Annotated in this window: 19 protein-coding genes; 14 read left to right on the top strand and 5 right to left on the bottom strand. The window is 32.2% G+C overall.

Annotated features, from left to right (window positions below; genetic code table 11):
* Positions 1–13 precede the first annotated feature (13 nt).
* On the bottom strand, positions 14–604 hold the full coding sequence (locus tag Q0828_RS05135) for a hypothetical protein (protein ID WP_298418277.1): 591 nt from the start codon (positions 602–604) through the stop codon (positions 14–16).
* An 88-nt stretch (positions 605–692) separates the two neighbouring features.
* Between Q0828_RS05135 and Q0828_RS05130 the strand changes: the two genes are divergently transcribed.
* On the top strand, positions 693–1,673 hold the full coding sequence (locus Q0828_RS05130) for a hypothetical protein (protein ID WP_298418276.1): 981 nt from the start codon (positions 693–695) through the stop codon (positions 1,671–1,673).
* 60 nt (positions 1,674–1,733) lie between these two features.
* Here the strand turns inward: Q0828_RS05130 and apaG are convergent, their stop codons facing one another.
* Together apaG and Q0828_RS05120 are read right to left on the bottom strand one after the other, a co-directional pair.
* Positions 1,734–2,120: a Co2+/Mg2+ efflux protein ApaG gene (gene apaG / locus Q0828_RS05125; protein WP_046757257.1), complete on the bottom strand. Its 387-nt coding sequence runs from the start codon at positions 2,118–2,120 to the stop codon at positions 1,734–1,736.
* Positions 2,121–2,240: 120 nt separating this feature from the next.
* On the bottom strand, positions 2,241–3,500 hold the full coding sequence (locus Q0828_RS05120) for a DUF5103 domain-containing protein (protein ID WP_298418273.1): 1,260 nt from the start codon (positions 3,498–3,500) through the stop codon (positions 2,241–2,243).
* A 190-nt stretch (positions 3,501–3,690) separates the two neighbouring features.
* Here Q0828_RS05120 and Q0828_RS05115 point away from each other — a divergent pair, with 190 nt between their 5' ends.
* From Q0828_RS05115 to Q0828_RS05060, 12 genes are all read left to right on the top strand, one after another.
* Complete coding sequence (locus tag Q0828_RS05115) at positions 3,691–5,040, top strand: Na(+)-translocating NADH-quinone reductase subunit A (protein WP_298418271.1); 1,350 nt, start codon at positions 3,691–3,693, stop codon at positions 5,038–5,040.
* On the top strand, positions 5,040–6,239 hold the full coding sequence (locus Q0828_RS05110) for an NADH:ubiquinone reductase (Na(+)-transporting) subunit B (RefSeq protein WP_298418270.1): 1,200 nt from the start codon (positions 5,040–5,042) through the stop codon (positions 6,237–6,239). The genes Q0828_RS05115 and Q0828_RS05110 overlap by 1 nt, the downstream gene beginning before the upstream one ends.
* Positions 6,240–6,241: 2 nt before the next feature.
* A complete protein-coding gene (locus Q0828_RS05105; RefSeq protein WP_298418269.1) occupies positions 6,242–6,991 on the top strand; it encodes a Na(+)-translocating NADH-quinone reductase subunit C in 750 nt (249 codons plus the stop codon).
* A gap of 6 nt (positions 6,992–6,997) precedes the next feature.
* Positions 6,998–7,636: an NADH:ubiquinone reductase (Na(+)-transporting) subunit D gene (locus Q0828_RS05100; protein ID WP_298418268.1), complete on the top strand. Its 639-nt coding sequence runs from the start codon at positions 6,998–7,000 to the stop codon at positions 7,634–7,636.
* 75 nt (positions 7,637–7,711) lie between these two features.
* Positions 7,712–8,437, top strand: coding sequence for an NADH:ubiquinone reductase (Na(+)-transporting) subunit E (gene nqrE / locus Q0828_RS05095; protein WP_298418267.1), 726 nt, complete (start codon positions 7,712–7,714; stop codon positions 8,435–8,437).
* A gap of 1 nt (position 8,438) precedes the next feature.
* A complete protein-coding gene (gene nqrF, locus Q0828_RS05090) occupies positions 8,439–9,746 on the top strand; it encodes an NADH:ubiquinone reductase (Na(+)-transporting) subunit F (RefSeq protein ID WP_298418266.1) in 1,308 nt (435 codons plus the stop codon).
* A 184-nt stretch (positions 9,747–9,930) separates the two neighbouring features.
* Positions 9,931–12,666 (top strand): prolyl oligopeptidase family serine peptidase, encoded by a 2,736-nt coding sequence (locus tag Q0828_RS05085; protein WP_298418265.1) that lies wholly within the window; start codon positions 9,931–9,933, stop codon positions 12,664–12,666.
* A 242-nt stretch (positions 12,667–12,908) separates the two neighbouring features.
* Entirely contained in the window at positions 12,909–13,274 is a 366-nt protein-coding gene (locus Q0828_RS05080) for a Na(+)-translocating NADH-quinone reductase subunit F (protein WP_298419521.1), read from the top strand.
* Between the two features lie 3 nt (positions 13,275–13,277).
* Entirely contained in the window at positions 13,278–14,300 is a 1,023-nt protein-coding gene (locus Q0828_RS05075) for an FAD:protein FMN transferase (RefSeq protein ID WP_298418264.1), read from the top strand.
* A gap of 112 nt (positions 14,301–14,412) precedes the next feature.
* On the top strand, positions 14,413–14,667 hold the full coding sequence (locus Q0828_RS05070; protein WP_298418263.1) for a class I lanthipeptide: 255 nt from the start codon (positions 14,413–14,415) through the stop codon (positions 14,665–14,667).
* A 100-nt stretch (positions 14,668–14,767) separates the two neighbouring features.
* Positions 14,768–15,046, top strand: a complete 279-nt coding sequence (locus tag Q0828_RS05065; RefSeq protein WP_298418262.1) for a hypothetical protein — start codon at positions 14,768–14,770, stop codon at positions 15,044–15,046.
* A gap of 37 nt (positions 15,047–15,083) precedes the next feature.
* Positions 15,084–15,329 (top strand): hypothetical protein, encoded by a 246-nt coding sequence (locus Q0828_RS05060; RefSeq protein WP_298418261.1) that lies wholly within the window; start codon positions 15,084–15,086, stop codon positions 15,327–15,329.
* A gap of 86 nt (positions 15,330–15,415) precedes the next feature.
* Here Q0828_RS05060 and Q0828_RS05055 read toward each other — a convergent pair whose 3' ends face one another.
* Positions 15,416–16,981, bottom strand: a complete 1,566-nt coding sequence (locus tag Q0828_RS05055) for a hypothetical protein (protein WP_298418260.1) — start codon at positions 16,979–16,981, stop codon at positions 15,416–15,418.
* On the bottom strand, positions 16,978–17,334 hold the full coding sequence (locus Q0828_RS05050; protein WP_298418259.1) for a hypothetical protein: 357 nt from the start codon (positions 17,332–17,334) through the stop codon (positions 16,978–16,980). The genes Q0828_RS05055 and Q0828_RS05050 overlap by 4 nt, the downstream gene beginning before the upstream one ends.
* A 165-nt stretch (positions 17,335–17,499) precedes the next feature.
* Here Q0828_RS05050 and Q0828_RS05045 point away from each other — a divergent pair, with 165 nt between their 5' ends.
* Positions 17,500–20,448 carry a histidine kinase gene (locus Q0828_RS05045; RefSeq protein WP_298418257.1) on the top strand — a complete coding sequence of 983 codons (2,949 nt, stop codon included), beginning with the start codon at positions 17,500–17,502 and terminating at the stop codon, positions 20,446–20,448.
* Positions 20,449–20,454: the final 6 nt, after the last annotated feature.

Genomic DNA, 20,454 nt, shown 5'->3' with positions numbered 1-20,454 from the left:
TAGTTAATGCTATTTATTGAACTTTTTTGAAATAGAATGTTTGATTAAGTCTTCTGTCATCACCAAATAAAACCAAAGCAGTTCTTTGGGAATAGTGCACGGAATTAATAAACAATTCATTTTCTGTGCTAAGTCCAATTCTTGATCTTGAAATATCAACTCCACCAAAAATCAATGGTACGCCAGTTATATGTGTGTGTCTGTTTTTCAAATGCAACATTCCATTGCCTCTAATCTTTAATTTGACAGTTTCTTTATGGACTATAGAATCTTGGTTTCTGTAGATGAAAGTAATTTTATTCTTCTTTAGAATTTTAATGTCAACAACTAATTTTTCTATACTTAATGAATCAAACATTTTTTTGGTTGTTAAAACGTCTATAGTTGAGTTTCTTTTAAGATTTGTATAAGATATCACTTTTCTGTTGTTTGATAAAAAAGTAGCTTTATGAGATTTTATAGCATAAGTTCCTTCAATAGATTGAACATTTTCTTTGGTAAGTTTTGTTGTTTTATCTTGAATGATTTTTGTTGAAAAAGAAGCGCAACTTGATAAACTTAATGTTGCGATAAATAACAGAAATATATAATGTATGTTTTTCATATTGATTCAGTTTTAATGTGATAATTCAAAAGTATTGTAATAAATACAAGGAAAATCATAGGAATAGCAATTGGTAATATTTATTTTTGTGAAAATCACAAATGAAATGCAAGAGTTCTTTCTGTCAAAAATAAAAGAAGTATTACCGAAAAACACTTCGTTAATTGATACGGTTGCTGAAGTGTTGGATATTAGTTACGATGCTGCGCACAGGCGTACAAGTTTGAAAAGTAAATTATCATTGGAAGAATCAATCAAATTGTCAAGACATTTTAACATGTCTATAGATCAATTGTACGAAATCGGTTTGCAAAATGTGGTAGCAGTGGAAAAAACACAAGTAATTACTTCGCAGGAAGATTTAGAAACTTACTTTAAAGCTTCTCATGAAAATTTGAGGCAAATCTTAGCAATGAAAGATTCTGAAATTATTTATTCTGCAAAAGATTTACCTATTTTCTATACTTCTTCAGATAACTTACTATCACGTTTTAAAATGTATGTTTGGCTGCAGTTATTATCTGAAGAAAATAATGGAATTGCATTTGAAAACTTTGCACCTTCGGTTTCTTTAGTAAGTGCAGCTTCTCGTTTGGGAGAATTATATGCAAACTTAAAAGTGACTGAAATCTGGGATATAACTACTATTAATAGTACGTTAAAGCAAATTCATTTCTATTACAAATCAACATTGTTGACAAATGATATCGCAATAAAACTGTGTAATGATTTGAAGAAATTAGTGGAAATGGTAGAAGAAAAAGTTGCTAATGATCTACAATATCAACTTTATTACAATGAATTATTATTGATGAATAATACGGTTTTGGTTAAAACACCAATTATAAAAACACTTTTTGTTCCGTATACAATTCTGTCGTACTATAAAACAAGTGATACACAAACTTTAACGCAAGTTGATCAGCATTTACAACGACAAATGCGAAACTCAAAACTATTATCTAGTGCAGGAAAAAAAGAACAACGTATTTTTTTTAACAAAATGTATAAAAAAATTGATGCCTTAACTTATCTAATTGATGCAGAAAATGTATTAGATTTTGAGTAACTTGTTAATACAGAGTTAGTTGTTTTCTTTGAATCTTAAATTTGTATGCTGAGCTAAATACTAATTAAGTGCAAATGGCGCACTTAACTTAAAGGTAGGAATAACAACTCTAAACTTTTTTGTAGTTGTGAAATTGACCATGTTATAATGTCCGCGCATGGCTCCAATAGGAGATGAAAGTAAACAACCTGATTGATACGTGTGCGATTCACCTGGCTTTAAAACTGGTTTTTTTCCAATAACGCCTTCGCCATCAACAATTTCAATGCTATTTAAAGCGTCAAAAATTTGCCAATGCCTAGAAGTAAGTTGAACAGAATCTTTACTTTGATTTTCAATCGTGATTTCATAACCAAATGCGAAATGCATTTTGTAGTTTTTGTAGAAAGTGCCTTCAAAGCTAGTCTCTACTGAAATTTTAATACCTCTGGTTACTTGTTGAATCATTCGAAATAAAGGTAATTGCAAATTGTGGTTATAAATGCAATACACTCAAAAATACGAATTTTATAATTATTTTCTAAAACCCGACTGAAAATTTAACGTATTTGTAAGAGAAAGTTGGTTTTAATTCTTAATTACGCTTGAATTTGTAGAGCCAATTCCGATAATGCTATCGTATACTTCTCCGAATTTTCTAAAATAGACAATGATTAAATAATCGTTTTCTGTTTGAAAATAAGAGCCGCTAATTTTTGCATGTTCCAATTCGTTTTTACCATTTACAACTACATATTTGTAATTGTAGAAGCCTTGCTTTAGCAAAATTTCAGCTTCATATAAATCTGTTTCAGGGTTGTAAAATAGTTGGTTTTCTTCTGTCAAAGCATAATTGTTAAATCGTCCGTATACGTATACTTTACTGTTTTTTAGTGTCATGTAATTATTTAGTGAGAAATGTACTTTGGCATAATCTGCCTCAATAGAAGGATCGTCACCTTGAATAGTGTTTACTAAAAAGTTACCATTTACATCCGGATTGAAAGTGTAAGGTTCGTTTGCGCGTGTACCATTTGTATGTAAAAAATTGTGATACACATCACGTAATTCAATTCGGGCAATACTAATATTTCCTCCTCTAATCTCTTTATTGTCAAAATTGAAAAATTCGTTTCCACCTCTGAAACTTGTTTCAGTATTATAGCGATACATCAATTTAGAGCCTAAAGTATACTGAGGTTTTATATTCATAATGGCTCTATTCCATTGGTAATTCTGTAAAATGGCAACCTTAACTTCACGTTCAGGATTTCTCAAAAATAGATTTGGCGAATTAATCTCAAACTGAATCAACTGATCTTTATCAATAGTGCTCAAATCGCGTGTGCGATGTACGGCAGCACTCACATTAACAGCATTTTGGTATACAATAAACTTTCTAGAAAACATCAATTCGTCATCATCATTATAAATTGAAAGCATGTAGTTTCCGGTAAGCAGTAGTGTAGTAAAATTATTAGGAATCGTCAATCTATAATTAGAATATAATTGTAAGGTGTTAAATGAGTTCTCATAATTTATAATACGTTGATTGTCAAAACCTCTCATGTATTGTGCTTTCGCAAGATTGGAAGGCGTCCAATCGTAATTACAATGTACAATCTTATAATAATAATCAACTTCATCACCATTCACATCATCAAAAGTAATGCGTAAAGGATCTCCTAATTGCAAAACGGGAAACTGATCTCCGTCATTTGATCCTGATAAAATAATACTTTTAATAAAATTTGGAGGTGCAACTTCTTCTAATGGCTTGGCTTGAGCATTTACAGAAAGAGTGCAACTCAATAAGAAAATAAAAATGTAAAAATTACGAAGCATCATTGATTTCAATTTTTACAAAGATACGCAAAATGCATGCCTAAACTAGGTTTCATCAATAATGGGGAGAAAACGAGGTGGTAAAATGTTAATTTAGAATCAATATAAATAAATTTTATAGTTCTTCAATGACTTTCAGTTGAGTGTATAAATGCTTAAATTTGCACGTTTTTTAGAAAAAAAATCCATAACTATGTCAAAAGACATTCGCATAAAAAAAGGCTTAGATATTAAGCTTGTTGGCGAAGCAGAAACTACTACGATTGCAGCGAAAGCGAGTAGTGTTTATGTGGTAAAGCCAGAAGATTTTCACGGAATCATCCCTAAGTTGTTAGTGAAAGTTGGTCATAAAATCAAAGCCGGTGAGGCACTATTCCATTCTAAATCAGACGAAGCATTACTTTTTCCTTCTCCAGTAAGTGGAGAAATTGCAGAAATCGTTAGAGGAGCTAAGCGAAAAATTCTAGAAATTAGAATTTCAGCAGCAGCAACTCAAGAACACCACGATTTTGGCAAAAAAGATGCTGCAAAAATGTCTGGTGATGAAGTAAAAGCACATTTGCTAGCTGCAGGTTGTTGGCCATTTATCAAACAACGTCCATATGATGTTATTGCTAATCCAGCGAAAGCTCCTAAAGCAATTTTTGTTTCAGGATACAATAGTGCTCCTTTAGCTCCAGATTACGATTATGTATTAGCTGGAAAAGAAGCAGCATTGAAAGCAGCATTGACAGCATTGACGCAACTAACAGAAGGTAGTGTGCATGTAACAACTAAGAAAGGCGGAAACTCACCGTTAGCAAATGTTGCAGGAACACAATCACATACGGTTTCAGGACCGCATCCTTCAGGAAACGTAGGAACGCATATCAACAAAATTGATCCTGTAAACAAAGGAGAAGTTGTTTGGACCGTTACTGCACAAGACTTAGTAGTCATTGGTGAAGTGTTACTTACAGGTAAATTCAATGCTACACGTACAGTTGCTATCACAGGTTCTCAAATAACAAATCCAAAGTATGTAACAGCAATTGCTGGTGCAAGTATGAAAGATTTAGTTGCAGGAAACATTAATGCAGATAACACACGAATTATTAGTGGGAATGTATTAAGCGGAAAGCAACAAGGAGAAACAGGAACTTTAGGATATTATGACAACCAAGTAACTGCAATTCCTGAAGGAGACGATTACGAGTTTTTTGGATGGAATAAGCCAATCTTCAATAAAGTAAGTGTATCTAGAGCACTTACATTTTCTTGGTTGAAGCCAAATAAAAAATATGATCTAAATACAAATACAAACGGTGAACATCGTGCATTTGTTACAACTGGGACGTACGAAAAAGTATTTCCGTTAGATATTTATCCAATGCAAACATTAAAAGCATGTATGTACAAGGATTTAGACGAAATGGAAGCTTTAGGAATGTACGAAGTTGCTCCTGAAGATTTTGCATTGACAGAATTTGTGTGTGTGTCAAAACAACCACATCAAAAGATTATTAGAGAAGGTTTAGACTTAATGCTTAAAGAAATCGGATAATGAGTTTAAAAAATAATTTACATAATTTCAAAGAAAAGAATAAAGACAAAAAATGGTTGCCAGCATTTAATGCGTTGCATACGTTTTTATTCTTACCTAACGAAACAACGCATAATGGAACGCACATTAAAGTAGCGGACGATTTAAAGCGTACGATGAATACGGTAATCATGGCAATGGTTCCATGTTTAATATTCGGAATATTCAATGCAGGTTATCAGCATTTTAATGCTATTGGAGAACCAGTAGATTTCTTATCATGGGATGCAGCTTGGATTGGTATAATCAAAGTATTACCACTACTACTAGTATCTTATGGAGTTGGTTTAGCAATTGAAGTATTATTTGCGATCATTAAAAAGCATGAAGTAGAAGAAGGATACTTAGTAACAGGAATGTTAGTTCCATTGATTGTTCCAATTGATACACCACTTTGGATGCTTGCAGTAGCAGTTGCTTTTGGAGTTGTGATTGGAAAAGAAGTTTTTGGAGGAACAGGAATGAATATCTTGAATCCAGCATTAACAATTAGAGCTTTCTTATTCTTTGCATATCCAACATGGATGTCAGGGGATAAGGTTTGGGTTCATGGAGCAGATCCAAGAGTTCAAAATCTTGCAGAAGGAGTTGCACCTGACGTAATATCAGGAGAAACAATTCTTGGAGGATTGGCACAAGGAAAAGAATTAGGATATTCAGTATCAGATATGTTCTTAGGGTTTATTCCTGGTTCAATAGGAGAAACATCAACTTTGTTAATCGTGTTAGCTGGATTGTTTTTAATCTTCACGAAAATTGGAAGTTGGAGAATTATGTTGTCAGCTGCTTTAGGAGCATTGGCAATGGGATTAATATTCAATGGAGTTGCTGCTTCTAATTTAATTAGTGAATCAAGTAAGTTCTACGCTTTAATGAATACTGAATTTTGGCATCACCTAATCATTGGTGGATTTGCTTTTGGAGCTGTATTTATGGCAACAGATCCAGTTACCGCAGCACAAACAAATAAAGGGAAGTGGATATATGGTTTCTTAATAGGTTTTATATCAATTATGATTCGTGTATTCAACCCAGCATATCCAGAAGGAGTAATGTTAGCAATATTGTTAATGAATGTATTTGCTCCAACAATTGACCATTACGTGGTTCAAGGAAACGTAAAGAAAAGATTGAAACGTCTAAAAGTAAAAACAGCTTAACGATGGAAAAGAGAACAGATAAAAATTCATATACCATAATCTTTGCCATAGGAATGGTATTGATCGTAGGTGCGTTATTAGCGTATTTAGCATCAGCACTAAAGCCAATGATTCAAGAAAATGAGCGTTTAGAAAAGCAACAAAATATTTTGTATGCTATGGGTGTAAACGAGAATGAAGGTACAAGTGCAAATTTTGTATCTACTGAAGACGCTCCTAAATTATTTGGACAGTATATCAAAAAGCAGCTTGTAATTGAAAATGGTAGTGTAGCTGAAGATACTACAGCTTATTTAATAGATGTTAAAAAAGAACAAGCAAAAGCAAAAGCTGGAAAAACTAGAAGGCTTCCGTTATTTGTTGGTGAAAAAGATGGGAAAACATTTTATATAGCACCAATTAGAGGAAAAGGTCTTTGGGATGCAATTTGGGGTTATGTAGCTTTAGATGAAAATATGGTCGTACAAGGAGCGTATTTTGATCATAAAGGAGAAACACCAGGTTTAGGAGCAAACATTAAGCAACGTTTCTTTATGGACGATTTTATTGGAGAACATTTATTAAATGCAAATGGTGAATTCAAAGGAATTACTGTTGCAAAAGGAAATGGTGATCCAAAAAATAACGATAAACTCGATAATGAAGTTGACGCTATTGCAGGAGCAACAATTACAGGAGATGGTGTTACAGTAATGATCAAAAAAGATTTGAAATTGTATTTACCATATTTCAATAAATTAAAAAACAAATAATAAGTTATGGGAAAAGATAGCAGATTAATTTTAGACCCATTAGCAGACAATAACCCAATTACAATTCAGGTATTAGGTATTTGTTCAGCTTTGGCAATTACGGCAGAACTAGAAGCTTCTATTGTAATGTCTATATCCGTATTATTTGTATTGGCAGTAGGTAACGTGGTGATCTCATTAATGAGAAACATTATTCCATCAAAAATTAGAATTATTGTACAGCTAATTGTTGTAGCAACACTTGTAATTATTGTAGATTTAGTGCTAAAAGCATTTGCTTACGAACTAAGTAAGACACTTTCTGTATTTGTTGGATTAATTATTACAAACTGTATCATCATGGGGCGTTTTGAAGCGTTTGCATTAGGAAACGGACCTTGGCGTTCATTCTTAGATGGAATTGGAAATTCATTAGGATATGCAATTATCTTAATTATTGTAGGATTCTTTAGAGAATTATTAGGTTCAGGAACGTTATTAGGATATCCTGTATTAGGAAATCCAATCCCAGGAGAGCTAACAGGATTATATGCTTATGGATACGAAAACAACGGTTTTATGTTATTATCACCAATGGCATTAATCGTAGTAGGAATTATCATTTGGATCCAACGTACAAGAAACAAAGCGTTAATAGAAGACTAAAAATAGTAGTGAGATGTTAGTTATGAGAATTGAAACTTCTCAACACTAATTACTCAAAACTCAATACTAAAACATATGGAACATATAGAATTATTTTTCAAATCAATATTTATAGATAACATGGTATTTGCAACATTCTTAGGAATGTGTTCATACTTAGCTGTATCTAAAAAAGTATCTACAGCCGTTGGTCTTGGAGCCGCAGTTATTTTTGTACTTGCGATTACCGTACCATTGAACTGGCTATTAGATCAATACATCTTACAGCCTGGAGCACTATCTTGGTTAGGAGCAGAATATGCAGATTACGACTTAAGTTTCTTATCATTCATCATGTTTATTGCAACTATTGCAACCATGGTACAATTGGTGGAAATTATTGTAGAGAAGTTTTCTCCATCACTATACAACTCATTAGGTATCTTTTTACCATTAATTGCAGTAAACTGTGCAATCTTAGGTGGATCATTATTTATGCAATCAAGAGAAATTGCAACCTTAGGATTGGCAACTACATACGGAGTTGGTTCAGGAATTGGATGGTTTTTAGCAATCTTAGCTATTGCAGCTATTCGTGAAAAAATCAGATACTCTAACGTGCCACCAGCATTAAGAGGTTTAGGAATTACATTTATCATTACTGGTTTAATGGCAATTGGATTTATGAGCTTTGGAGGAATGTTAACTGGTGGAGATGATGAAGGAGACAAAAAAGACAAAGAGAAAACAGCTCAAGTAGAAACTGTGCAAAAAAACAGTATTACAAATGAAATCGCTAACAATACAAAAGTAATTGAGTAATATGATATTAGCAGCAAGTACATTAGGAACAGTAGTAGCAACGGTAGCGGCCTTTTTACTAATCACTTTAGTATTGGTTTCTCTATTGCTATTTGTTAAGCAAAAATTATCACCATCAGGACCTGTAAAAATTACAATTAATGGTGAGCGTGAAATTGAAGTAGCTTCAGGAAGTACACTTTTAACTACTTTAGGTGGAGAAAAAATATTCTTACCATCAGCTTGTGGTGGTGGTGGAACATGTATTCAATGTGAATGCCACGTATTAGAAGGTGGTGGAGAAGCATTGCCAACGGAAGTTCCTCACTTTACAAGAAAAGAGTTACAGCATGGAGCGCGTTTAGCTTGTCAAGTAAAAGTAAAGCAAGACATGAACATTACAATTCCAGAAGAAGTATTTGGAATTAAAAAGTGGGAAGCTACTGTTGTTCGTAACTATAATGTAGCATCATTCATTAAGGAATTTGTAGTTGAAATTCCAGAAGATATGGGTTACAAAGCAGGTGGATACATTCAGATTGAAATTCCTCAATGTGAAATAAAATATAGTGATATTGATATCACTGCGCATCCTGAAGAACATGAAACTCCAGACAAATTCCAGAAAGAATGGGATAAGTTCGGATTATGGCCTTTAGTGATGAAAAACAATGAAACTGTTGAACGTGCATACTCTATGGCTTCCTTCCCAGCGGAAGGACGTGAAATTATGTTAAATGTTCGTATTGCTACGCCACCATGGGATAGAGCTAAAAACGCTTGGATGGATGTAAATCCAGGAGTAGCATCATCATATATATTTGCACAAAAACCGGGTGACAAAGTAACAATTTCAGGACCTTATGGTGAGTTCTTTATCAATGAGTCTGAAGCTGAAATGTTATATGTTGGAGGTGGAGCTGGAATGGCACCAATGCGTTCACACTTGTATCACTTATTCAAAACCTTAAAAACGGGACGTAAAGTTACGTATTGGTATGGAGGACGTTCTAAGCGTGAATTATTCTATCTAGAGCACTTCTATGAATTAGAAAGAGAATTTCCAAACTTTAAGTTCTACTTAGCGTTATCTGAACCATTAGAAGAAGATAATTGGAAAATCAAAGAAAACATTGATGCTGAAGGAGATGGTTTCGTAGGATTTGTTCACAACTGTGTAATTGAAAACTACTTAAATCATCATGAAACACCAGAAGATATTGAACTATACTTCTGTGGACCACCATTAATGAACCAAGCGGTTCAGAAAATGGGAGAAGATTTCGGAATTCCAGATGAAAATATCCGATTTGATGATTTCGGAGGATAGAAATTATAATTCAACACATATTAAAAAGATCGTTTACTCAATAAACGATCTTTTTTTTGTCAGAAATATTGTTAAGATGACAGAAAAAGCGAATAAAAAAGAATAATCTAGCTATATTTAATTCTTAAAATACTCAACCAATACAATGACGCATAAAATATTACTACTACTTTGTTGTTTAACAATGGGAATTACGTTCGCACAGAAAAGAGCAATCACACACGATGATTATGACTTATGGAAAAACATCAACAATACTAAAGTTTCTGAAAATGGAAAACTCATAGTAACAACCATAAGAACAACAACTAAAAGAGGTGATGGTTATCTTGAAATTTACAATACAGAAACGAAACAAAAAGCTACGTATTTCAATGGCATTTCTAGTAATATATCACAAGATGAAAAATTTGTAATTTTTCAAAAACCTGCAACATATGCTGAAAAAAGAAGAGAAAAGAAAGAGAAAGTAAAAGATAAAAACAAAGTAAAAGATGTACTCTACATATACGATGCGGTAAATAATTCGCTTTACGACTCTATTCATCACGTAAAAAAGTATACTCTTCCAAAAAAGAATAGCAAGTACATCGTTATTGAAAAATTTAAAAACAAAAAAGATTCTATAAAAGGCGATAGTTTGCCAGCTTGGAAAAATGATTATGCACTTGTATATCATCTTCAAACGAAACAACAAGACACTATTTTTGACATAAAAAATGTTATACTTCCAGAAGAAGGAACTACATTTTATTACACAAAAAAAAGTAAAAAACGTAAGAAAAAAGCAAAAGGAGTATTTGCTTATAACGTAGCTTCAAAATCAAAAAAAGTAATTGACACATCACTATTCGATTACAAAAAACTAAGTGTAAACAAACAAGGGAATCAACTTGCGTATCTTGCTGAAAGAGATTCTGTTAAAACGGATTCTGTGCCGTTAAAATTATTTGTATACCATAAAAATAATGTATTGCCTTTAGTTGAAAATGAAGAATTGCGCTTAGGTAAAAAGCAAACACTTAGTACTAAAAGCAGTCTTAGATTCTCTGAAGATGGAAAACGATTGTACTTTTACTCCAAAATAAAAAGCAACTATAAAAAAGATACAACGCTTATCGCAGAGGAAATTCCAGATGTAGATGTGTGGAATTGGAATGATAAAATAACACAACCAAGACAAAAAGTACTTGAAGATTTGCTAGAAGAAGAAACACGTTTGTACTATTTTGACTTAGAAGGTAGAAAATATGTTCAACTTCAGGACGATATTATTGATAATGTAATATTGAATGATAAATATACAAACAAGTATGCCTTAGGAATTGATGACACACCTTACAAACTAGAAACTTGGTTAGCACGATCTAGAAAAGATTATTATGTCATTGATCTTGAAACAGGGAACAAGCGTTTATTATTCAAAAAAACCATCACAAGATTAGATATAACTAATGATGGTAAACATGCCGTATATTTTGATTATGACACCAAAAATTGGATGTCTGTCAACCTAAAAACATTTAAAAAATACAACCTTACAAAAGATATCAAGGTTGCTTTTGATAACGAAGACCATGATACACCATCAATTCCTTATTTCTACGGTTCCTCCGGATTAGATAAAGAAGGAAACATATTATTTAATGATAAATATGATATTTGGAGCGTTCCTATCGACGGATCAAAAAAAGCTAAAAATATTACCAAAATTGGAAGGAAACAAAAAATAACATTTAGAACAAGAAGATTCGATAGAGAAAATTATTGGAATGCAGGTTACATAGATAACAAACTATTCTTGGTAGGATTTGATGAAAAAGTAAAAGCGAATGGTATTTATTTTTTAGATAATGGAAAACTTGTTGAAAAAATAAAACCAGAGAAAAATATAGTTTTCAATATCCAAAAAGCGACGTCCAACAATATAGTCATATACCAGAAGGAAAGCTTTACAGATTACGGTGATCTGTATGTCACAACGGATAATTTTAAAACAGGTGAAAAAATTACTGACGTCAATTCGCATCAAAAAGATTTTAAATGGGGAACTTCTGAGCTTGTTTCATGGAAATCATACGATGGAAAAAAATTAGAAGGAATTGTACACAAACCTGAAAATTTTGATCCTTCTAAAAAATATCCAATGATTGTATACTTCTACGAAAGAAGTTCTCAAGGTCTCAACTATCATACAATTCCAAAACCGAGTGCATCAACAATAAATGAAACATACTTGGTAAGTAATGATTACATTGTTTTTACACCAGACATTGTATACAATACAGGTCAGCCAGGAAAAGATGCGTTCAATTGTATAATTTCTGGTGTAGAAGCAATGGAAAAGAAAGGCTATGTTGACAGCAGTAGAATGGCGATACAAGGACAAAGTTGGGGAGGATATCAAGTAGCATACCTTGTTACGAAAACAAACAAATTCAAAGCTGCTATGGCTGGAGCGCCCGTAAGTAATATGACATCTGCGTATGGTGGTATTCGTTGGGGAAGTGGAATGAGTCGTATGTTTCAATATGAAAAAACACAAAGTCGTATAGGAAAAACACTTTGGGAAGGGTTTGATCAATACATAGAAAGCTCTCCGTTATTCAGTTTGCCTAATGTGCAAACACCTTTACTCATAATGCATAACGACAATGATGGAGCCGTTCCGTATTACCAAGGAATAGAACTCTTTATGGGAATGCGACGCTTACAAAAACCAGCTTGGATGTTAGTGTATAATAATGAAGCGCACAACTTGCGTAAAATGAAAAACAAACAAGACCTTTCTATTCGAATGATGCAGTTTTTTGATCACTATTTAAAAAATGCACCAGCTCCAACATGGATGACAAAAGGAGTTCCACGTTCGCAAAAAGGAATCAACTTTGGATACGATTTAGACGAAGAAAAACCTTAAAAATATTTTATCAAATTAGCCTTTATTGCGGATAAATTTGATAAATACCATTAAAATTCGGAAAATACTAGTATAGCAACTACCTTTGTGAAAAAATAATATCTCGTATTGTGAGGCATTGATATTGAGTTTGTTCGGTGAAAAATGCATTTTATCGATATTCGTCAAAAAAATAATGTTAAAAATGAGATACACTACTATTAACCAATACTTTCGTAGTTGTTAGTATTGGATTCATGTATATTATGGAAAAACTAACAGAACAAGAATTACATAATCTTGCGATGAATATCGTAGGAAAAGAATTGGAAGAAAAGGGATATGAATTTCTAGCAGTAAATAGTAAGCTCAAAAAACATCCTCAATTTGTATGTATTGATAAAAACAACAAAAAGAAGTTTGTGCTTGTAAAAGCTGTGATGTATCCAGAAGATCCAAAAGAATATGATGCCATATGGATGGAAACATTCAAACAACATGTAGAAAAATTTGAAGCAGAATTATTTTTCGCTGGTGTTGGATTAGGAAATGCAGATAATCCTTTAGAAGAAGTAAAAAAGAATCAACCATACATATTAGATTATGATGGTTTAATACAAATAAGATAATAGATGAAAGCAATTACATTACCCCTATACATGTGCATAGCTTTTTTAATAACATCGTGTGGGAAGCCGCAAGATATTATCATGCAAACAAATACTGGCTTTGCACTAGGTACGACGTATACCATTCAATATGAAACTTCAAATGAAAATGTTAATTATCAAAATGAAATTGAAAACGTATTTCATGAAGTAAATCAATCAATTTCAGCATATCTACCAACTTCTGATATTTCTCGAATCAATAGAGGAGAAAAAGAAGTTGTAATTGACGATTATTTTAAAACTGTATATGATTTCTCAAGAGAAGTCTATGAGAAAACGGATGGTTTCTTTGATCCAAGTGTAGGCGCTTTAGTAAATGCTTGGGGATTTGGTCCAGAAAAACCAATCAATAACCTAACGGAACAACAAGTGGACAGTATCATGCTTTTTACAGGATTTGATAAGGTAAGTATAACAAGTGAAGGGAAAGTAATTAAACAACATCCATCAATGACTTTCGATTTTAACTCGCTTGGGAAAGGATATGCAATTGACTTAATTGGTGAAATGTTTGATAAAAACGGTATCAAAAACTATATTATTGAAGTTGGTGGTGAAATTCTATCAAAAGGTAAGAACACCAAAAAAGTAAAAAAATGGACAGTAGCTATCGATAGTCCAATTCAAGATAGTGACGAACGTCAATACATAGAATTAATTACGCTTGAAAATAAAGCGATGGCAACTTCGGGAAACTACAGAAAATTTAGAGTAGACCCAGAAACGGGAGATCACTACGTACATATCCTAAATGCTAAAACAGGATATCCAATGAAAAACAACGTATTAAGTGTTTCTGTAATTGCAGAAAACTGTATGAAAGCAGATGCATATGCTACAGCATTTATGGTAATGCCATATGAAAAAACAAAAAAACTTTTAAGTGAATTAAAAGATGTAGATGCATATGTGGTGAGTAGAGATCAATACGGAAATATTCAAAAATACATTACAAAAGGTTTTCAGGATCTAATCATTCAATAAAATCTAATTAAATGTTAATTAGGGTTTTAGAGTAAAATTAGTCAGGTTTTTTATGCGTAACAGATTTTAAATAGAAGTAACTTGTGTTATTAACTTTTTAAAATAACATACCATGAAAAAAAAGAACTTCAAACACAACGGACTTAGTTTAAACAAAAAAGTAGTATCAAGCCTTTCAGTAGAAGAGTTGAAAGGAGGAACCTTAGGTACTTTTTCCAACTTTGCAGACGCAGATACTAATTGTGGCGCTTTAACAGGAACGTGTCAAACAGCATTGGGTTGTCCGTATACAAACACATGTCCACCAACAGAGTTATGTATTCCGTCAATTTCTTGTCAACCAGTAGGAATTTGTGGATTAAATTAAAATGTTAAATAAGGTTTGTAGATACAATAAGTGAGGTTTTCTATGCGTAAGATGATTGTAAATACGAGTACATTTATCGTATAAACCAAAAATCAGGATCATGAAAAAAAAGAACTTACATCGCAATGGACTCAAATTAAACAAAAGAGCAATTTCTAGCTTAGAATCTGGATCAGTAACTGGAGGAGCAACAAACTCGTGTTTTCAATATGTAGATACAGGCTGTGCAAAAACAGTAGGTTGTAATCACACAAATAATTGTCCTTCTGGCGCATGCCCTACAAATGTATGTCCTACAAACGGATGTCCTCCACAAACAGCAAACTGTGGTACCATTTCTTGTCAACCAATAGGAATCTGTTCAGCACCAATAGATTAATATAGTTAAGATTAAACCAAATTAAATACACAAAATCATGAAAAAAAAGAATCTTAAACACAACGGACTTACCTTAAACAAAAACATTGTTTCTAATTTGAAATCATCAGAAGTAACAGGAGGAAGAGGAACACGATCTTGTCTTGCTGACATAGAAACTAACTGTGCTACAGTGAATTGTGGGTCTAATGCTTGTCCAAGTGCAGCGTGTCCAACAAATGGATGCCCTCCAACAGCAAACTGTCCACTAAGTATATCTTGTCAGCCAGTAGGAATTTGTTAAGAAAATAACATCTTATGATAGTGTAAAAGCGACTTTTAGTGTACACACTAAAGGTCGCTTTTTTATAAGTTTTATACTCAAAATTATCAATCTCTTATAATGGGATGATACATGACTAATTTGAATCCACAAAATATTTTTTTCAAGTCATTATTTTTAAATATTTGAATTGTATTTTGATGCATTTCTTCTAAAGAAGCTATAGGAATAGAAGTTCCCAAATCATCTTTTAAATATTCCAGAAGTTTATAATTATCATCTCTCACTAATAATAGTTTTCCTTTTAGGATTTTCATTGTGTACGAAGGTATTTTTCTAAAATAATTATAACCGTAGTATCTTCTAAGTGCATTTGAAAAACTTCCTTTTTTTGAAGAATCAAACTTCAAAAGCGGGACAATTTTATCTGTATATTCAATACCGATAATAGTGTCGTTCAAAACTACCTGATCTAGAATGCCTTTTTTCATTTTTTCTTTATTCGCTAGCTTTAACTTGATGCCTTCAAAGTATCGATCCTTTATTTCTTTATGATAAAAATTATGATTTAAAAAAGAAATTTCATTTTCTTCAACGTCAGTTTTAATATTAGATTCGGGACCAAAAAGATAGTCTCTAGATAAAATCCCTTTAAAACCACGTATCATATTATCAAATCGAGCTTTATAAATAAAAGAATTCCATTGTTGAATATGCGGGATAAAAAATGGCCATTCTTCCTCAACATAGTACACTTCTCTTTGCTTGCCTGATGCTGCAATATCAACACATCCATCCATATACGAACTTAAATATCCTCTTGCAGGTGTAGGATCATTTTCATGCTGAGCAAGTGTTTGTTTTATAAGTGTTTCATATTGTATAGGAACTCTGTTTGCAAACCAATCTTCAATAGCTGCTTTACTTCCTTTATTTCTTTGTATCAATCGATACTCTTCTAAATAGGCAAGCGCTTCTAAAATATTTGTGTAGCTATAAAAAGGTTGATTTGGCTTAAATAGCTTTTCTGACGGATTTAATCGTGTTTTCCATATAAAACCATCATCCATATCTAAAAACTCCTTAGAATAGTCTAAATCGATATCAGAACGTCTTCTAAGGTATTGAAAAGAATTGTTTAGCAAATCACAAAACTCTTTCACGGTCATATCTTCAAATTCCGGAGGCAAGCGCTTAGCTGTTAGTAAAGATAAAAGCTTTTCTAAATTTTCCATGCCTGGAATAATTTCATGCATGGTATACATAAATAGATTTTTTGCTTTTTCCTGATCATCATACATTTTTAAAAGTGCAAGAAGATCAGTAGAAGATTTCAGCCAATCGGTAAGTTTTGTGCCTGTGTTTTCAATTTTTAATCCTTTCTCACAAAACTTATTTGAAAACCATTGGACTTCCATTCCTAAAACCGTATGAATTCGGTATAATAATATACCAGCAGTGCTCGAAATCAATTGATAAAAATGATCAAACTCATGTCTGTCTGTCAAAATCATCTCCTTGTCTTCAGCAGAAATAGAATTCCAATTTAATGTTGATTGATTTGTAGCTTTGCCATATTTCCTAAACATAGCAACCATTTGCTGATGCGTATATTGCGGAAATGAAATAAACAATGAATGTGTAGATACTATACCAAATGCTTTCTTTTTCATACTTTTTTTACTTCTTGAGAATCGTCTTTTATATAATAATTAACTTGATATTTCTCATTGAGAATAGTAACATTTACACTAATTGAATCATTCGTTATCTGTTTCTTTTGGCTATAACCTTTTAGTTTCTTTTTCAAAATTTCAAAAAACCAACCGACACTTTCCTTTATAACAGCTCCAGAGACCAACCCTACTACAAGCATAAGTGTTAACGGATCTTCTGAATAGAGTTCATCACTGTTTTCATCAAATATGATGTCTTTATGTGTATCATTTGCTAACTGTTGTTCAATAGCACTTTTAATATCTAATGACTCGAATTGTAAAGCTATTTCGTAATATTTTTTTTCCATCCTTTTTTCTGTAAAAGATTAAATGTATTTTTAAAGTAAATTACTACAATTTACGTATTGTAATCGTATTAGAAAATATATTTAGCTACAACTTGCTTGTGTTTAGCAATTCAAAAACTGTTTTCGGCAAAAAAGGTAAAAGATGAAAAATATAAAATCGTAGCTTTGAAAGTTAAAAATGTAGATACATTGGTCAAAAAAATATCCTACCTACTTATATATCTTTTCACTTGGGTTGCTTTTGCACAACATCCAATATACACACAGTTTACAGAAAAAGACGATTTGCCTGATGTAGAATTCTACAACATGATGGAAGATAGTAAAGGTTTTATATGGCTTGCCGCTGATAAAGGATTTTACAGATATGATGGAAATGAATTTAAAGTGTTTACCAACAAAGACAAGAGAGGTTTATCTGTTTTTGAACCCAAAGAAGATCATTTAGGAAGAGTATGGTGTTGTAATATTTCAGGGCAATTTTTTTATGTAAAAGGTAATGAACTCATAACATTTGTTGATTTAGGTCAGGAGATAAGTTGGCAATTGGCAAGCTTTTTAATCACAGAAAAACACTTACTAGTATTTACTGCATTGGTCGCTTATAAAATTTCATTGGAAACCAAAGAAATAGAAGCACGTATCAAGCTGTCTGATGCACTTCTTGGAAATCCCGAAAGATTTGAAGATGTCATATTCATCACGGATTGTAAAGCAATTTTAACACTAGATTTAGAGTTAAATATCATCAATAGACTTACTTCTGAAGAAATATACCACGATTTATCATATAGAACGCTTGGAAAAACCATTATTGAAAGTCATCAAGGAAGATCGTATATGAGATTTATAGATAGAAAGAATCATTCAAACCTCTATTTATTTGATGCAAATTCTGGGCGATATGAAAAACAAAAACTAGAACAAGAATTGGCGGAGAGTTATATTGTTGGATTAGATTTTTATGGAGATAAAATACTAGTTTCTTCTTCTAATGGCGTTTGGGTTTACATATTGAAAGAAGGTGAAATGGTCTACGAAAATAGATATTTTACAGATCAGTATATAACAAAAGTGGTAATTGACGTCAATGAAAATTACTGGTTTACAACACTGCGAAATGGAGTTTTTGTAGTTCCAAATATAAATAACAATTCCTATAAATTTCCAAACGGAATAGAAGATTTTAAATGTACTATAAAAATAAATGATGAATCATTTTTCTTCGGAACAGCCAAAGGAGAAGCTGGTATATATAATATATATACGAATGAAATAGAATATATCGATTTGCACAATAATACTTTAATAGACTGTGCTTTTTACGATAAAAACGAACAACTACTTTACATAAGTCAGCAAAGTCAAGGTGTTATTTATGATTTAAAAACCAAACAATATCGATTAGAAGGGAAGATTCAAAATGTACGAAGTTTGTCATACTTAGAAAAGGATACGTATTTCTATACCAATTTTCAAGGAGCTGTGAAAGTTAAAAATGGAGAACGAGTCCACCGAATGGGAAATGTTCGTGCATACATAGGATTTCACGACACCATTAGCAAGAATAGTTATGTGTGTTATGTTGATGATTTAGTGAAATATGATCGTGAATTTAATAAAACAAAGATTCGCTATCAAGGAAAGCGAATTCATTCGGTAGATATCACCAAAACAGCCGATGGAATTATTTGGGTTTCTACTTTTAAAGATGGCTTATATGGGATCCGAAACGATAGTGTAATCGTCAATTACCAAAAAGAAAATGGCTTAAATTCTAATTTTATACAAAAAATAAAAGGAGATGGCAACGATATATGGATTGTTACTAACAAAGGAATTCAACTCTTAAATACGAAAACAAAAACATTCAAAACCTTAACAAAAGGTAATGGAGTTAGTACCTATTTAGTCAATGATATTGTTCCTTTTAAAGACAAAGTTGTATTTGCTACCAATAAAAATATATTTACACTAGATCGTGAAACGGTATTTCAATCAAGACCAAGACCAGAAATATACTTTACAGGGATTCAAATCAATGAAAAAGATACGTTATTGCAAAGAGCATACAAACTTCCATATTCTCAAAATGCCATAAAACTAAGCTTTAATTCAAATGGTTTTCGATCAAAAGAAGACATTCGATACCAAAGTAGATTGCTCGGATTTAATGAAAATTGGATTCCCGTAGATGAAGGAATTGATTTTGTGAAATACAACAGTTTGCCAGTCGGAAATTATACATTTCAAGTAAAAGCAGTTTCAATGTCCTTGGCAGGAGAATCTGAAGTAATATCAGTTGATTTTTCCATAAAAAGCCCTTTTTGGAAACGTCCATGGTTTATTATAAGTTCAGTTTTATCTATGTTATTGTTGATTGTGTTGTATTACCGAAACACTCTTAAAAAGAGAGATAAACAAAAAAACAAAGAGCTAGAGAAATTGGCGCAAGAACGCGAATTGGTATTTTTAAAACTAGAAAATTTACGTTCGCAAATGAATCCACATTTCATATTCAATGCGTTGAATTCGATTCAAGAATACATTATTCTTAATAAAAAAAACTTGGCAAGTGATTATCTGGGGAAATTCGCCGATTTAATTCGTACCTATCTGAATCATAGTAATAAAGGGATGATTTCTGTTCAAGATGAAGTTGATTGTTTAGAAATGTATTTAGAATTAGAACAACTTCGTTTTGAAGATAAACTTAAATACTTCATGCACATTCGCAACATAGATACAGAAACGTGCATGATCCCAACCATGTTGATTCAACCATATGTAGAAAACGCTCTAAAACATGGGCTGTTACACAAAAAAGACAATCGTTTGCTAACGATTGAATTGAAAGGTTCAGAAACAGAAAGCACCATCATTTGTATTATTGAAGACAATGGTGTGGGAAGAGAAAAAGCGCTAGAGTTAAAAGCAAAAAAAGATAAAATGTATAAATCGTTTGGAACACAAGCTACACAAGATCGATTGAATTTACTCAATTATGGAAAAGAAAAACGTGTAGGAGTTACCATAGAAGATTTACACGATAAAAATACAAAACAACCAAATGGAACAAAAGTGATTATCACAATTCCAATTACAAAAAATTAGCAGCTA

This window comes from uncultured Kordia sp. (assembly GCF_947496985.1).
Taxonomy (GTDB): Bacteria; Bacteroidota; Bacteroidia; order Flavobacteriales; family Flavobacteriaceae; genus Kordia.
Note: the sequence above shows the minus strand (reverse complement) of the source record. Positions and strands in the feature narration are given on the sequence as shown.